At 36.1% G+C, this 15826-nt stretch carries 13 protein-coding genes and 1 pseudogene; 1 reads left to right on the top strand and 13 read right to left on the bottom strand.

The annotated features are described in order from the left end of the window. Nucleotides 1-140: 140 nt before the first annotated feature. The 7 genes and pseudogenes from MUB24_RS18365 to MUB24_RS18340 all read right to left on the bottom strand — a co-directional run bounded on the left by MUB24_RS18365 (nucleotide 141) and on the right by MUB24_RS18340 (nucleotide 7817). Nucleotides 141-1016: a YitT family protein gene (locus tag MUB24_RS18365; protein ID WP_244706656.1), complete on the bottom strand. Its 876-nt coding sequence runs from the start codon at nucleotides 1014-1016 to the stop codon at nucleotides 141-143. 323 nt (nucleotides 1017-1339) lie between these two features. Then, the gene (ggt, locus tag MUB24_RS18360; RefSeq protein ID WP_244706654.1) at nucleotides 1340-3046 is read right to left on the bottom strand and encodes a gamma-glutamyltransferase; all 1707 of its coding nucleotides are present in this window, start codon (nucleotides 3044-3046) and stop codon (nucleotides 1340-1342) included. An 86-nt stretch (nucleotides 3047-3132) separates the two neighbouring features. Next, on the bottom strand, nucleotides 3133-4269 hold the full coding sequence (locus MUB24_RS18355) for a M20 family metallopeptidase (RefSeq protein ID WP_313898475.1): 1137 nt from the start codon (nucleotides 4267-4269) through the stop codon (nucleotides 3133-3135). Nucleotides 4270-4399: 130 nt separating this feature from the next. Then, nucleotides 4400-4620, bottom strand: a pseudogene (locus MUB24_RS23720) (GNAT family N-acetyltransferase); the annotation flags it as partial. Beyond that, on the bottom strand, nucleotides 4590-5753 hold the full coding sequence (locus MUB24_RS18350) for a VWA domain-containing protein (protein WP_396426781.1): 1164 nt from the start codon (nucleotides 5751-5753) through the stop codon (nucleotides 4590-4592). The pseudogene MUB24_RS23720 and the gene MUB24_RS18350, both read right to left, overlap by 31 nt. Before the next feature lie 158 nt (nucleotides 5754-5911). Further along, on the bottom strand, nucleotides 5912-6766 hold the full coding sequence (locus MUB24_RS18345; protein WP_244706715.1) for an AAA family ATPase: 855 nt from the start codon (nucleotides 6764-6766) through the stop codon (nucleotides 5912-5914). 439 nt (nucleotides 6767-7205) lie between these two features. After that, entirely contained in the window at nucleotides 7206-7817 is a 612-nt protein-coding gene (locus MUB24_RS18340) for a TetR/AcrR family transcriptional regulator (RefSeq protein ID WP_244706651.1), read from the bottom strand. A 108-nt stretch (nucleotides 7818-7925) separates the two neighbouring features. Between MUB24_RS18340 and MUB24_RS18335 the strand changes: the two genes are divergently transcribed. After that, nucleotides 7926-10157, top strand: coding sequence for an MMPL family transporter (locus MUB24_RS18335; protein ID WP_244706650.1), 2232 nt, complete (start codon nucleotides 7926-7928; stop codon nucleotides 10155-10157). Between the two features lie 585 nt (nucleotides 10158-10742). On the opposite strand, the gene MUB24_RS18330 is transcribed toward MUB24_RS18335, so the two are convergent. The 6 genes from MUB24_RS18330 to MUB24_RS18305 all read right to left on the bottom strand — a co-directional run bounded on the left by MUB24_RS18330 (nucleotide 10743) and on the right by MUB24_RS18305 (nucleotide 15435). After that, nucleotides 10743-11513, bottom strand: a complete 771-nt coding sequence (locus MUB24_RS18330) for a class I SAM-dependent methyltransferase (protein WP_244706648.1) — start codon at nucleotides 11511-11513, stop codon at nucleotides 10743-10745. Between the two features lie 587 nt (nucleotides 11514-12100). Further along, on the bottom strand, nucleotides 12101-12769 hold the full coding sequence (locus MUB24_RS18325) for an SDR family NAD(P)-dependent oxidoreductase (protein WP_244706647.1): 669 nt from the start codon (nucleotides 12767-12769) through the stop codon (nucleotides 12101-12103). A gap of 313 nt (nucleotides 12770-13082) precedes the next feature. Further along, on the bottom strand, nucleotides 13083-13607 hold the full coding sequence (locus MUB24_RS18320) for an HAD family hydrolase (RefSeq protein WP_244706645.1): 525 nt from the start codon (nucleotides 13605-13607) through the stop codon (nucleotides 13083-13085). 183 nt (nucleotides 13608-13790) lie between these two features. Beyond that, a complete protein-coding gene (locus MUB24_RS18315) occupies nucleotides 13791-14336 on the bottom strand; it encodes a D-glycero-alpha-D-manno-heptose-1,7-bisphosphate 7-phosphatase (protein WP_244706643.1) in 546 nt (181 codons plus the stop codon). Between the two features lie 173 nt (nucleotides 14337-14509). Next, a complete protein-coding gene (gene thyX, locus MUB24_RS18310; protein WP_244706642.1) occupies nucleotides 14510-15223 on the bottom strand; it encodes an FAD-dependent thymidylate synthase in 714 nt (237 codons plus the stop codon). Nucleotides 15224-15291: 68 nt separating this feature from the next. Further along, nucleotides 15292-15435, bottom strand: a complete 144-nt coding sequence (locus tag MUB24_RS18305; protein ID WP_244706640.1) for a hypothetical protein — start codon at nucleotides 15433-15435, stop codon at nucleotides 15292-15294. Nucleotides 15436-15826 lie beyond the last annotated feature (391 nt).

The raw sequence follows: 15826 nt of genomic DNA, 5'->3' as shown, positions 1-15826 counted from the left end.
GCAAGAATTCATTTCCCCATCCCTATTCAGACACCCTTTTGCAGGTGCAATTTTCGTTTTACGTTAGCTTCCTACTTGTTTAGCTACTTTAGAAGCGGTCCCGACAAGAGTAGAAAATCAAAGCCTTTTCTATCTTTTTACTAATGAATATCATGCTTTTTGAAGTTACCGCCTCTCACTTCTGACACATCATATACAGCAACAAAGGCAGATTTGTCAATTTCATAAATGATTTCCTTCATTTTACTGTCCTCTAACCGGTTTATGACACACGTGATTTCTTTAAATTGTTCATTTGAATAACCGCCTTCAACTAGGTTATATGTTGCACTACGACCTAAGCGGTCACGAATGGTTTCCACCATTAATTCAGGTTGATTGGTAATAATTTTAAAGGTTTTAGAACCACTTAAACCTTCTTCAACAAGGTGGATCACTTTAGAGGCAATAAAATAAGCGATTCCCGATAAGAAAGCCCCTTGAAGACCAAAGACGGTTGACACCACTATAAACACAAACAAATTTAGAAATAGAATAAGATCACTTGTTCCAAAAGGCAGTTTTCGAGCCAGTAATACGGCTAACATATCAATTCCATCTAATGCACCGCCATTTCGTAATGCTAACCCCATGCCAAAACCAATGATAATACCTCCAATCACGGTTACTAACAACGTATCTCCTTGAATAATGGTCGGAATATGGTGCATAATGCTTGTCCCATATGCAAGTGAAACAATCCCAATAACAGAATAGATCGCAAAACTTTTTCCAATTTGTTTATATCCTAAAAATATGAATGGAATATTTAATACCGCAATTAGAAGTCCTAGAGGCAACCCAATTAATTGGGAACCAACGATACTCAAACCAGTCACGCCACCATCTGATACGTTGTTTGGAATTAATATCGCCTCTAGTCCATAGGCGGTGATAAAGGCCCCAATCATAACGGATATGGCTCGTAATACCTTTTTAAGTTTATTATTTCTTTTTTGCTCCGTGATTGCACTCATTTCATTTCCTCTTTCCGACTTTTTTCTCTTTGGCTTTTACACTTTTTTATATAACCATATTTTTAATTTCATTTCCACCCTACTGTTCACGCAACTGAATGGCCATGATGCCTCATTAGAAACCTCAAAAGAAAATTTCAGACATCTGCTTGTACAATTTTAAACTTATCCTCCTCCGTTTGTATATAAAATTCTCTTACTTTTAAAATTATTCTTTAGATGCCGCCAATCCGAAATAATATTAATCCTATTAAAATATAGAATATAATAAAAAACTGAAAGGAAATCGTTTTTCCCTTCAGTTTGCGTACTCAAAAAACACTTTAATATCCCTCATTATTTTCTTTGAAAATGCCGATTGCCACTCCGGGACGGGACGAATCAGCAGCCCCGTACATGATATTCTTCTCCTGATCCATTAATACAGCCTGTACATTCCCGATCGCAATATCTGTCCCTATTATCTCAAATCCGATGCTACTTAATTTGGATTTCACTTCCTCGTTCAGGCTCCCATCACATAGAATGGTTGGAGCGGTGCTATTATAAATACGCGGTTGTTCAATCGCTTCTTTTAAATCCATTTTATAGTCAATGACATGTAGGATAACTTGAGCCACAGAAGCAACGATCGTCGGTCCACCTGGAGAACCAAGCGTCATGAAAGGTTTTTCGTCTTTAAAAATAATAGTTGGACATTTTGAACTTACAGGATATTTATTAGCTTGCAGATCGTTTACACTTTCCTCGGTAGGATAAAAATCAGTTAAATCGTTATTTAGTAGAAAACCATAACCCGGTACCATGATCCCTGAGCCAAAGTAGTGTTCCAGGGAGGATGTACACACAGCAATATTCCCCCAACTGTCAACGGCTGTGAAATGTGTCGTCTCCCCACCTTGCAATTCTCGATGCAAGCTGTCTTCGGATTGAACGCCTTTTTTATCATATTTCCAAGGATTCCCGAAATCCACTCCCTGGTTTAGTCCTTCAAAATTAATGAGCTTCACCCGCTCGGCAATGTACTCTGGGTGAAGTAACCCTTCTACCGGAATATGAGTAAAGTCAGGATCCCCCATATAGGTAAGCTTGTCTGTAAATACAATTCTCATGGCTTCTGCAAGCAAATAATGCTTCTCCCATGAATTTACAGGATATTGTTCAATCTTTACTTTTTCAAGGATTTTCAATAGTTGCAGCAGTGAAACGCCTGCCCCATTCGGTGGACTGGGGGTCACAATGTGAAAATCTTTGTAGCTGCCTAATATGGGTTCCTGTATTTTGGATTCATAGCCTTGCAGGTCTTCCTTTGACATGCATCCATTTTCGTTGTTAATCAATTGAATGATGGCATCGCCGATTTCCCCATGGTAAAAGGCGTCTATCCCTTTTTCTTGTATAATTCTTAAGGTGTGCGCTAATTCCTTGTTTTTCACGATTTCCCCCTTGACAAGCGGTACATTATCAGGAAAGAAAAAAGACTTCGCCGTCGTTCCAACGCGGTCTCCATACATTTTCAATGCCATATCCCACAACCAGTTCACTTCCATTCCTTCTTCTGCCAATTGTACGGACGGCTCAATCAATCGGTCTAACGGCATTGTTCCATAAGTGTTAAAGGCCGTTTCCATTGCTTTCAAAATCCCCGGAATCCCGATAAAATTTGCGTTTATGGTACGTTCAGAAAAAGGAATAGGCTCACCTTTTTCATTTCGGCACATGTCGGATGTTAATTGGTCAGGCGCCTTTGAATGGCCATTTATCACTTTTGTCTTACCAGAATACTGGTTATATACAAGCAGGAAACCACTTGCCCCTAATCCGGTATTAAAAGGCTCCGACACTGCGAGGGCGAACTGCATCGCAACGATGGCATCAACCGCGTTTCCCCCATTCTTTAATACTTGTGCCCCGATTTCCGATGATTGCTTCGTGGCACTGGCAGTCATTCCAAAGTCCCCAATGGCCCTTTGCTCTTCCCTGTTTATGTCTGGTATTTTTTGATTCAGAAAAATCTCTCGTGTGTTCAAAGCCGTTTCCTCCTTGTTTTTCCATTTTTCCATTTGTTATGATTTTGGATTACAGTCGGGGAGACGGGAGAGCTGCAGAAGCTTTGTTACTTGCTTAACTTTTCAATCGTTTTCGCCAACAATGCTGTATGTTGTGGGAAAGTCTCTAAGTCCGTATATTCATCTGTTTCACTGTGAGAGAATTCTCCCATGGGTCCCATTCCATCCACCGTTGGAATATCTTCCACTGCCGTAAAAGCAGCGTCAGATCCCCCGCCTGAGCTCAACTCATGGATCGACATTCCAAGCTCGTCTCCCGCTTCTTGAATCACTTTTACCAGTTGCTTCGTTTGTTCCGTTTTTTCCATCGGTGGTCTGCTAATACTTCCTCTTAATTCCGTAGTCGTTCCTAGTACATATTCTCCCTGGGCTATTTTCGTCATTTCCTTTGTTAGCTCACCAGCCTGTTCCTCGTCTTTCATCCGAACATCGATTTCAGCTACTGCATTCGGTGGCACCGTGTTACTTGAGGTTCCGCCACTGACTAACCCTACGTTTACACTCAACCCTTCTTCATAATTATTTAACTTTTGAAGTTTTAAGATCTTATGCGAGATTTCCTCAATGGCACTCCGCCCTCTTTCCGGTTCCACTCCAGCATGGGCGCTTTTTCCTTTTACAGTCAGTAAAAAATTTCCGACTCCTTTTCGCTCGGTCACAACACCACCGTTTGGGCGGGCACATTCCACGACTAATGAATATTGCTTATCTTCTGCAGCGTGTTTAATCAATGGCTTTGAGGTGGGTGAACCGACTTCCTCATCACTGTTAAAAATAACATGTATATTTTTATATGCTTCTGATCCACTTTCCTTTAACGCCTTCAGGGCATATAAAACTTGGACATGGCTTGCTTTTTCATCATTCACACCAGGTCCGAAAGCTTTATCTCCTATCACCTTAAACGGGCGTTCTTTCGCTTCTCCCTTTGGAAAGACGGTATCCATATGAGCGATGATCAGAATCTTCGGATCGCTACCTGGAGCTTTTACTTCCAGATGATTCCCCAACTTTTTCTCCCGATGCACCTTTACATGCATACCTGTGTTCTCAAAATTCTCTTTTAGAATGGTTCCGACAATATCGACGCCTTCTTTATCGTAAGAACCGCTATCTGTATTAACGAGCAGTTCCAAAAGGTCAATCATTTCAGATTTTTTTCTATCAAGATATGTCTCAATCACATAGATCCTCCTCTCGAAGTTTATCATTACAATACCCTTATTTTTTCAGGAATTAACCCATTAAAAAAAGGCTACCCATAGAAAACCTGATCACACGATTTCCAGGGGAACCTTTTTCAGTTGGATGTCATTACTTGCCACTTTTTGAATATTGGACAACATCTGGCATTTTTACTAAGGAATTCTCGTTAACTACTTCATCCGGCACCTCAAATGGAGCTGGTATATTCCATAAACTAGCTGGTTTAAAGCCAAACCTTGGATAATAGTCTTTATGCCCTAAAACAATGATGGAGTGACCCCCATCTCTTTTGCCTTTTTCAATGTAGGATGAATTCCGATTCTTTTCTTCTATAACCAGTCAATATTTGTTCGATTAGTGATGTAATATCCTGCGCTGTTTTACATTCGATGATTTGATCATGATATCTAGTCAACAATCCATATCTTGCAATTTTTTGCAGTTCTGGACTCAATAAATCATTACCCTGTCTAGGGAAATGCTCGACATCCCATAACTTTTTTTCACACTCTGGCCCATCACTCACTAGTTCAGAATTTGGGGTCACAAGAACCATCCTATCTACTTCCTCTTTTAATTCAATTAATTCTTTCACTGTATCCTCCCAATCATTGCCAACAAGACTAATCCCCCCATCGGTAATTAAAAGCACGATCGTTTCTTTGGAATATGCTTTTTCCATACGTACATTTTTTAATGCTAGCGATATTCTTGTTCCATTCTCCCATGAATTTGCCTGATTTTTCATTTCTTCATACATCTCTCTAAATGATCCCTTATTAACCAAAGCACTTATATAGGTTGGAAGATCCGAAAAAATATATGTAACAATCGACGCTACTTCTTCCAAGCAAGAAATAATATATAAAGTAATGGCTACATACTTTCCCATTGAGCCTGATACATCACCAATAATTAATAATTCAAGTGGTTTATCTCTATGAGAGGACAGGGAGGGGCTATCTTTATAACTAAACCCATTAAATAGACCACCAGCTTTTGCTATTTTTCTCACAGTTCTTTTCGCATCAATATTCTTATATCGTCTTTTTTTAACAATTTGCTGTGATTTGAACGCTAGGCTCGAATTATTTTTGACTAATCTTCGAAAAATATATTTCAGTTCCTCTATCCCCTGATCATCTAGTTGTTCAATATTATTTTCTAGGCTTGATTCTATCGATTGGACTGAAGTAGTTTGATATTGTTTCTTATTATAGATCGATTCGGTGTTTATTTGACAAGGATGATTTCTCTCTTTAGTTAATAATTCATCTAAAGACTCATAAAAATGATAATCGCTTAATTCATCTATAAATTCTCCATATTCCCCGTCAGATGAATCTGAGGAATTTATTGTTTTTTCAGATCTACTTTCCGATAAATCCGTTATATATACTTGATCATTGCTGTCAATATCCAGCTTCTTATTGGGGGGATCTGTACTTTTTGCTGAATCCATTCGCTTATCCCATTGAGGAGCAATACTCACTTTCGAATTCTCTCTTTCTCGAGATAATATCATATGATCAATAATTGTATCTAAAGACATCCTCATACGCCTTTTCTCTAAATAGCCATCCATCTGTTGTTTATACCATTTAACGAGGAACTCGATATTTAATTTACTTGCCATGAAGATATTTCATCCCATCCTTTCTTCTCATCTTTCGGATATTTTAAAATGAGACCAATCGTCACTTGTATGGCATCGAGAGTAAGTGCACCTTTATTTTCCAATAGAAGAGCATTTGTCCATTCTAAGACTTCACCAATCGATGGATTTTTTTCTAGCGACAATAACCGAAGACGATGAACGATATAGGCAATTCGCTTTGCCATAGCATAGCCACAGTCTGTTTTAGCTGAGATCATTTCTGCTAACTTCTTTTCTTCTGGAAACTTAAGCTCAATCCAAGCAATCCGACGCATAATGGCCGGGTCCAAGGTTTGATATTCATTACTGGTGAGAAATATGTATATAGGTGATTTTGCTTGCAATAATTTGGGTTCTTCTGCTAAATCATGTACAACCATTTGTTTTTTATCTAAAAATCTAAGAAAAAAATTAGATGTCGTTTCATTTAATTTATCAATTTCATCAATTCTTAAAACAACAGGTTGATCAGAATTTAAGCATTCTAAGAGTGGTGTCAGATTAAGATACTCTTTACTGAACGGATCACTAGTTAATCTATTCGTCTGTGCATCTACAATTTGCTTAAATGAATTCCAAGAAACACCGATGTCCGTAGCTTCAAGCTGACTATGACACTCAATATCAATAAATTTTGCATTCAATAGCTGGCTCATTTGCTCAGCTAGCTCTGATTTTCCGATTCCAGGTTCTCCCCTCAGCCCAATAGGTTTCCCCAATGTTAAATAGGTAATCAGTTTCTTACATGTCAAGTCATCTAAATAATATTGATTGGATGCTAAAGCTTTTTTCAATTCCCTATAATCTGTTAAGACCATCACGAACATAGCTCCTTCCAAATACGGAATTTAATTTAGTGTGAGTGGCTTACGAAAGTGTTTATCATTAATCCTTGAATCAATTCCTTCTTCTTTAAGATAGCGTATTCAAAAAACTTCTCATGAAAAATTCCTTTGTTTTTAACCATGAATTTATGTTTTGTCACTTATCATTAAAAGATAACCAAAGGGTATTTTTTTAGCTTTTTCCATAAATTGACTAGTTATTTATTTGAACATACCTAAAAAAGAGAAAGCATTGGCTCATCTGGAATGAAAAACACTATCTTTCACTAACCGCGTTAAAACTGTTCTCCTCAGTTATAGAATACTCAGTGTCCTCGAACCTGCTTCCAATTACACAAAATAATTTACACTCCCTGTCCGACTTAAATGGGGCACCTCTTTAACTATTCAGTTTTATTGATATATTTGTATGTTATTCCTTTGATGAAATTCCATACCAAAATAAATCTAAAATTTCATTCACTAAGCCTTCTAAATCTTGTTCATATTCAAGTTTTTTTCCTGCTGTTAATAAAGCTACAAAAGAAATCGATTGAAGACGGGCATTACTTTTAGGAATATTTCCTTTATTCATTTCTGCTTGTAAAGCTTGTTCTAATGCAAAATACATTTCATTTTCCGATATTTCCATTAAACGTAATTGTTCAAGGGATAAGGCAATTTTAGCTTCTTTCATAAATGCATTAATGTCCATATCTACCGTTGCCTCAATATGTGCTTTTGCAAGTTTAAATAATCGAAAACGTAATGGTTCTTCAGTTGATAAAATACGAATAATTTGTTGTTTGATGCGTACCATTAATTGAACCATTGCCTCAGTGAATAAATCGTTTTTTGTTTTGTAGTAGTAATAAACCGTCGCTCTCGTTACATTGCAGTATTTGGCGACATCATCCATAGAAACGTTGGTATAACCTTTATCTAAAAATAGTTCAGTGGCCAAAAATAAAATTTTATCATTTGTAGTTAATTCATTCGCTACTTTTTTAGGTCGACCCAATGGTCTCCGTAATTGATTTCCCATATTCCTTCACCCTAATATAATAATTAATTTTATTATAACATATATGGCACTTGATTAATTATCATACATGTATGTATAATTAATCTTAATAAAAAGGGAGTGAATGGTATGTTTAATAAAATAGGAGCGATTGTTGCTAATCCTAAAACAAGATGGCTAATTATCTTAATATGGGTTTTAATAATCGGTATATTTTCAATTGTATGGCCACAAGTAAATGAGAAAGAAACAACAGATAATCAATTATTACCAGATCATACGATGTCTGTTGAGGGAAATGAAATTGTAAATGAGGAGTTTTCAGATAATAATGGCGTTCCTTTATTATTAGTCTGGCATCAGGAAGAAGGTTTGCAAATAAAGGATGTTGAAAAGATTCAACAATTGTATACTTCGCTTACCGAACAGCCAGTTAGTGAGCAAAGTTTTATTCCGCCATTTGGTGAAATGCCTGCGGAGGCTCTCTTAGGTAGTGTTTCTGAAGATGGAAAAGCACTCATTACACCTGTTTTTTTTAATGAAACAGCATCGACTAAAAAACTACAAACTGGATTAGATGAATTAGAGAAAATCATTCGAACAGATATTGGTGAGGAAGTATTAGACTCAAAATTAGAATCAGATCAATTAAAAGTTCGTTTTTCTGGACCCGTCGGCATTCAAACAGATGCAGTGTCGTTATTTAGTAACGCAGATATTACTTTATTAATTACAACTGTTCTAATTGTATTTATTTTATTAATTGTATTATATCGATCACCAATTTTGGCACTTGTTCCACTGGTTGCTGTTGGAATTGCGTATGGATTAATTAGTCCGCTACTCGGATTTTTAGCAGACAAGGGTTGGATTGTAGTTGATGGCCAAACAATCTCAATAATGACCGTTTTATTATTTGGTGCAGGAACAGACTATTGTTTATTTTTAATTTCCCGTTATCGTGATGAGTTAAAACAACATGAAGATAAATATGTTGCCTTAAATAATGCAATTACCGGTACCGGTGGAGCAATTATGATGAGTTCGATGACAACTGTAATCGGAATGTTAGCATTAAGTTTAGCGTATTATGCATCGTATGATCGTTTTGCTGTGCCATTTAGCTTATCGATATTTATTATGGGAATTGCAGCTTTAACATTATTACCGGCAATTTTAGCTCTATTAGGAAGAATTGCCTTTATTCCATTTATACCACGTACTGAGGAAATGATGGTTCAACGGGAAAAAGAAAAAGGTAAGAAATTAACTCGTCCAAAGCAAGCACATCGTTTCGGAAGCAAAATTGGAGGGTTAGTGACTGCAAGACCGTGGACAATTATTATTGCAACAACTATCTTATTAAGTGCTCTAGCCGCGTTTGTCCCAAAAATGCAATTTACGTATGGTTTACTTGATTCATTCCCTGAAGATATGCAATCAAGGGAAGGATTTGCAATAATTGCGGATCATTATCCACCGGGAGAAATTGCTCCGGTTAAATTAATTGTTGATACCAAAGGAAAAGAAGTTTCGTTAGAAGAAACCCTGAAAAATCATTCACTAGTGGAAACGGTTGAGGAAGTAAAAGAAGGAGAGAATAAAAAAGATTATCAGTTATGGGAATTTACATTAAATATTAATCCGTATTCTACTGAAGCAGTTGAAGGCATCTCCGATTTCAAACAACTTACAAGTGATGTATTAAAAGAAGAAGGAATCCCTGTCAACGATCAATCTATTTGGTTAGCTGGTGAAACGGCTTCATTATATGATACCGATCAAATCACTAATAGAGATCAAAACATAATTATTCCCGTTTTATTAATTGTGATAGCTTTATTATTATTTGTTTATTTAAAATCACTTGTTGCAACTATTTACTTACTTGCAACTGTATTATTATCCTATGCATCAGCATTAGGACTTGGTTGGATTGTGTTACATTATGGATTTGGCGTACAAGAAATCCAAGGATTAATTCCTCTTTATGCATTTGTATTTTTAGTTGTACTAGGTGAAGATTATAATATCTTTTTAGTGTCAAGTATTTGGAAAAAGCGTAAAAACATGCCATTGAAACAGGCAATTGCTAATAGTGTTGCAGAAACAGGTAGTGTCATCAGTTCAGCTGGGTTAATTTTAGCGGGAACATTTTCTGTTTTAGCTGTTATGCCTTTACAAGTACTAGTTCACTTTGGTGCAATTACGGCGATTGGGATATTACTAGATACGTTTATTGTGAGACCGTTGCTAGTCCCATCCATTACAGCGGTGTTAGGTCGACATGCATTCTGGCCAGGTAAGTATTGTAAGGTAGATGACGGGGAAAGTTATCATGAGTATGCGGGGAAAAATTGAGAAATTCAGAAAATGAAATTAATTTTTTATAATGTAATAAATTTTCTGAGCTTTGTTGTGTAATGACATGATTAATAAAAATGATATAAATGTCAAAAGCTAAGCGGCTATTAGATATTCTTATATTTGTTTCTGCTAAAAAAAGTGGTTCATTAACAATTCATCCGAGCTTGAAGAGAGGGTAACGAATAACCGAAGCCTTGTTGGTTCATTGTACGAAGTTGGTTGTTTTTTCCTTCGAATTAGCTTCGTCTACCTCTCACACTGTCATTTGAGTAGATATTAATCGCTCCATTTCAATAACGATTTCATCCGTTCTACTAACGGTTTATCGTGTAACTTAGAACAGTTTCTTCGTCCTCCATTTCACCCGTTTCTTTAAAACCTAACCCTTTATAAAGTCCATTAGCTACCTTGTTATGAGGTACATGGGAAACTCGAATTTCCTTGCAGTCAGCTTTAGTCCTAAGCTTACTAAACTAGGCAAGATTGTTAAAGTAGTAAGTTGTTTTCAACATTAACACAAATCAAACCCTTTACTGTCTTAACAGTTTGGGCTTGATTTGTTCATTTCGAATCCATCTATTATTTTCTCACAGCTTCATAAATGAATTCCTGGTTACCGTTACTCGGTTGTTTACCATATTCGAAATCCGCAGATATAACAACGTCAGAAAAACCGACACTCTCTAACACGAATTTGAATTCCTCCACTCCATACCAACGCAATGCAAACCGCTGTAATTCAGTTTGAATTAATTCCCCGTTTCGCCATTTCTCATATTTCAGATAAGAAACTTTACATTGATTAAAAATATCTACCTCAACGAGCCTATCTTCCATGATAATAGTATCTCCATTGGGCAAAGTGAATGGAGTTATCTCAGACTTATCTGTAGGCGCAAAATTAATGTTGTCTGGTAAAAAAAGATCTAGAATAAGACGTCCACCCGGTAGAAGATGATCAAAGAGTTTCTTTAACACTGCAATCGAATCTTCACGTTTTTCAATCAACAAAAATGAGCCAGCGGGGATAATAATTGCTTCATATTTGTTCGGCAAAGAAAGTTCCTTCAAATCCGCTTGATATAAGTTTGGCTTCAATCCGCGCTCTTCACAGCGTTGATGACAAGAAGCCAACATTTCATGAGAGGAGTCAACTCCATCAATAATGAATCCGGATTCAAGAAGCGGAATAATGACTCGTCCGGAACCAACCATTGCTTCAAGTATTCTTCCCTTGATAGGTTTTAGTCTATCTTTATAGTATTCTATATCTCCGTTAAACGATTGCCCGATCTTTTTCGTTAAATCATAAACCTCAGTACAAAGTTCTCCATAATAACTAAACGACATTCGCTTGTCCCTCCGTGTTTTGTACTTAAGCACGGAAAGGTTCTCAATTGAAGCGTGATTATCCCTTCCGCACCTCTAATATAATTGAAGTCTTGAATATTTTTTCTATTCCCACAATAATCACTCGCTTTCTAGTATAATATGGATAACTTTATCATAAGAGCAAAAGTAATTCTATACCGAAAACAATCTAAATAAAAATCCCCCAATTTTCATCCCTTTAGTAGATCCATATCAAGACATTTCAAAAATTCATCCGTTGCAATCTTTAGTCGCTCCCTGCTCACACCGTCAACTTGCAATCTTTGAAAAGCCATCATCCTGTAAAAGACAAAATAAAATTAAAGGAACTAGAATATCATGTCTTGTGGTGAAAATTCAATTCCCCTTTTCCAATACTAACGAACCGTATAAACCTGGAATAATATTATTTAACTCTTTATTCATAGTTTTAGCAATTTCGATAAATTCATCATATAAAGACATTGATTCCCCAAAATTGCTAAGGTAATTTTCGGATTTCTATAGCCCACATCTTCGTAATATGTGATTAGCAGCTATTTAGACTGCCCCCTTTGAATCTTATGTTACCAAGCCCTTACTACTTTTCCATGTTCAAATCTTTCAAACAAAAATGTGAGTATTCTCTTAGCTGCATAATCAGCCGATTTTATATTTTTTCTGTTCACAGTATCACTATGCATATCTGTGTCAACCATTCCCGGTCGAATGGCCATGATCTTTACATTTCCTGTCTCTATTCCAATACTTTTTGTGAACGTTTCAAGCCCTGCTTTTGATGTGGAATAACAACTTCCACCAGGGGCTAAATTGAATGATGAACCAGATGAAACATTTAAAATTCTTTTCTCAACATCATACTGTTCAGCCTTTTTGATAAAACTGGAAGTTAAAATCATTGGGGAAAGTAAATTGACATTCATTATTTTTATAATAGAGTCTGGTTCGGTTTCTTCAATCTTCTGCGAAAAAACTAAACCTGCATTATTAATGAGAGTTAAAGACTCAACAACAGAAGAATCAACTTTCTCAAAAATTTCTTCCATTAATTCTTCTATTCCATATACATTGTTTAAATCATATTGGATATAATCCAATTTAGAGTTTGCCAGTGAAATGAGTGAATCATTTCTCTCTCTCGAAACACATATTAAATGGTGATCCTTTAATAATAATTTTTTACAAATAGATTCGCCTATCCCTCGTGAAGCTCCCGTCAAAATAAAATAATTCACTTTTCTCACCCTCATTTTCTTTGAGCATTTCAATTCCAAATCTTTTAGTCAGCTAATTTATTGAATATGCAGCCATCTGCAAAAATGTAAGATATAGATTGGACCCTAACGGGGGCTATTATTGATAAGATGATAAAAGATAAGTTTCAAGTTGGCGGAAATTAGTTATTCTATCCTTCTCATCACTATGTTTATCATTCCTGTCTAATAATAATGATCGGATTCCATATTTCTTGGGCTCAATAAAGTCATTTATATAGTCATCTCCAACAAACAAAATTCCGCTTGAATTTGAATAGGATTTCTCTATTGCTTAAATATTGGGGTGTGGCTTCCTCCATCCATTGTCAACTGACGTAATCACAAAATCAAAATAATTATTTATTTCATTAATCTTAAGAAGCTTTTCAATACCTCTCTCAACCTTAAAATTAGACACCACTCCTAGTCTAAAATGATTTGCTAATCGCGGTAACACTTCCTTTACTTCTTCTTTCACATAACACCTCGAAATATAATTCCCCCAATAGGTCTCTAATAATTTATCCCTCACCCCAGTGCTTAGCTCATTACTGATTGAATGATTCATTTCAATTAACAAACTAAAAATTTGCTCCATACCATACTCTTTATGCATTGGTAGTTCATGATTAAATTTCTTTCGCGCTAATTGATGAGTTTGAAAAAACTCCTCAAAACTATCCCAATATTTTTCTGTTCCGGAACCGTTAAAAGCCCAAAAGGAATAATCTTCAGGAACCGGTATATCGGTCAAGTCAACAAGCGTTTCCATACAGTCAAATAATATACAGTTTATGTTAAGTGGTTTAAAAGACAACATAAACCCTCCAAACTTATTACTGTGAAAAAACCCCTTAATAATACTGCCTGGTTTCCTTATTCGAGAGTCTTCTTTGTACAACCTAGGCCCTTTTTGTATACACTAAATCAAAATAATGATCAGGAAAAGGTAGTTTTTCGTCCGCATTTACGTTCAAAAACCAAATTTTGCGATTCCATTTCATCTATTTAAATCTGCAAGTATCCATTTAACAGCATCCAATACATTGTCAGCAACATGATCAATCGCTATCTGTCTGTTAGATTGTTCCTGCAGGGACTTTAATCCTCTACCTGTTTTCACTAATATCCTCTTTGAACCAACATTGGCAGCAGATGCCATATCACTCCATCGATCACCAACAATATAGCATTTTGTCAAATCCAAATTATGTTCCTTTTGAGCCTGCTGCAATAACGTCGGTTGGGGTTTACGACATTCACAATTTTCTTCTGGCGTGTGTGGGCAATAATAAATCCCATCTAAAACAGCATTCTTTTCCTTTAAACCTTCAATCATCTTATTGGTGCCTTCTAAGAATGTTCGTTCTGAAAACTTTCCCTTCCCTATCCAACTTTGGTTAGTGAAGAGATATACTTTGATTCCATTGTCATTTAAGAGTTTGATTGCTTCTGCGGAAAAATTATAAAGAGTAAATTTAAATGGGTGGACACCCCCACCATCACCGCCGATTGTGCCATCTCGATCAAGAAATACGCCAATCATTTTAACAATCACCACCTCGCTCATTATGTCCTAATCTATTCTTCTATTAATTCAGCTCTATACAGTATTTCACAACCCCCTCTTACCATTCTTTTGGTCTTTCTTTAAACCTACAATTATTTAATAGTATCTAAAACATCACCTCTGATAGAATTGAAGCTTTTAAGTTAGCATTATCTATCACTATTTTTTATAAGGTCGTTTATAGCATTGGGGTATAATGGTTTACTTAATTCAAGAATAGCCTTTGCATATTCTTGGATTTCCTTTTGAGCATCATGTTCTAATCTTTGATTTAAAAAATGACAAACTGACTGTAAGGATGCAGTCCAATACCATCGTACATACATTCCATAAGCAGGGAGAAATAATCTCGCTTGTTCTGGACATATTCCATCTTTTAGAGCTGATTCATATTTGCGTAATCCCTCGTCAACATATGCCATAAGCTCATGGCTATATTTATCGCCAATTTCCAACGTAACTATTTCACCACTGCCTTGCTTAGAATTTTTTGGTTTACTTCTCCATTCTTTGCTGGAAGGAATATAAAAAGTAGGCTCTTCTGTTATGTATCTTCGACTTGATTCATTCCATGCATCTAAACTATCTCCTGTTCCTTCTTGGTGAGAAGAACCAATTACATACTTCCACCATTGTCTGGCTACCATAAGTGGTGCATACACCTCAAATTGTACGATTACATGTCGAAATGGAGAAGTATGGCCTTCTCTAGCAAGAAATTTAATTAACTTAACATCTTTCTCGTTCAATTCTTTGGATTCTTTTGCATAAGAAACTCTTGCAGCATTTACTACAGTCAAATCTGAACCCATATGATTTACAAGTCGAACATAGCCCTTGTCTAATACGTTTATAATATTCATTGGTTAGCACTCTCCATTTTTCCTTTAATATGAATTGGGTATAAACCTTCTACTTTTTGCTTAAGTGATCACTCACTAGGAAAGTCATTATTTTTTCCATGTATTTTTTTCAATAAATCTATCATCTCTTCGTTTTGTTTATTCGCTTTTCTTAACTGGATTTCTACGCTAAGCAAGGTGATAGCGATTATAATGAGGATTGTGAGGACCATTTAAATCCCTCCTGTATTTATGAACCTCTTTTTAATTTTGACGAAAAATAGATCAGAATATTCGCTAATGAAAAGCCTGCAATGGCTAAGAACAGATAGGAAACTACAGAATCCCCACCTAATCCAAGCTCATCTACAATAATTCCATTGAAAAATAACAGTTGGGCTGAAATGAAAACCAAAATGAAGGATAGGCTAAGTACCGTGAACCCGTTAATCATTTTCCTTCGAAATTTTGGGATGATTAAAGTGGACCCCATTGTCAAGACACGGATTTTTAATTTTTAAGGTGGGGTAGAACGTGGATCTTCTACTATGTTACAGCCAGAAGGATTTGCATGGCTTACGAGGTTGGATTACCCACCATTAATTTTTGTTTGTGAGCCATCCT

It is taken from the genome of Lederbergia sp. NSJ-179, from assembly GCF_022867885.1.
In the GTDB taxonomy this organism is placed as follows: Bacteria; Bacillota; Bacilli; order Bacillales; family Bacillaceae_C; genus Lederbergia.
Note: the sequence above shows the minus strand (reverse complement) of the source record. Positions and strands in the feature narration are given on the sequence as shown.

What these genes read in the sequence shown, in the direction of transcription:
- MUB24_RS18365 (WP_244706656.1), bottom strand. Translation starts at nt 1,016, where the DNA reads ATGAGTGCAATCACGGAGCAAAAAAGAAATAATAAACTTAAAAAGGTA.
- MUB24_RS18350 (WP_396426781.1), bottom strand. Translation starts at nt 5,753, where the DNA reads ATGGATTCAGCAAAAAGTACAGATCCCCCCAATAAGAAGCTGGATATT.
- MUB24_RS18345 (WP_244706715.1), bottom strand. Translation starts at nt 6,766, where the DNA reads ATGGTCTTAACAGATTATAGGGAATTGAAAAAAGCTTTAGCATCCAAT.
- MUB24_RS18340 (WP_244706651.1), bottom strand. Translation starts at nt 7,817, where the DNA reads ATGGGAAATCAATTACGGAGACCATTGGGTCGACCTAAAAAAGTAGCG.
- MUB24_RS18335 (WP_244706650.1), top strand. Translation starts at nt 7,926, where the DNA reads ATGTTTAATAAAATAGGAGCGATTGTTGCTAATCCTAAAACAAGATGG.
- MUB24_RS18330 (WP_244706648.1), bottom strand. Translation starts at nt 11,513, where the DNA reads ATGTCGTTTAGTTATTATGGAGAACTTTGTACTGAGGTTTATGATTTA.
- MUB24_RS18315 (WP_244706643.1), bottom strand. Translation starts at nt 14,336, where the DNA reads ATGATTGGCGTATTTCTTGATCGAGATGGCACAATCGGCGGTGATGGT.
- thyX (WP_244706642.1), bottom strand. Translation starts at nt 15,223, where the DNA reads ATGAATATTATAAACGTATTAGACAAGGGCTATGTTCGACTTGTAAAT.
- MUB24_RS18305 (WP_244706640.1), bottom strand. Translation starts at nt 15,435, where the DNA reads ATGGTCCTCACAATCCTCATTATAATCGCTATCACCTTGCTTAGCGTA.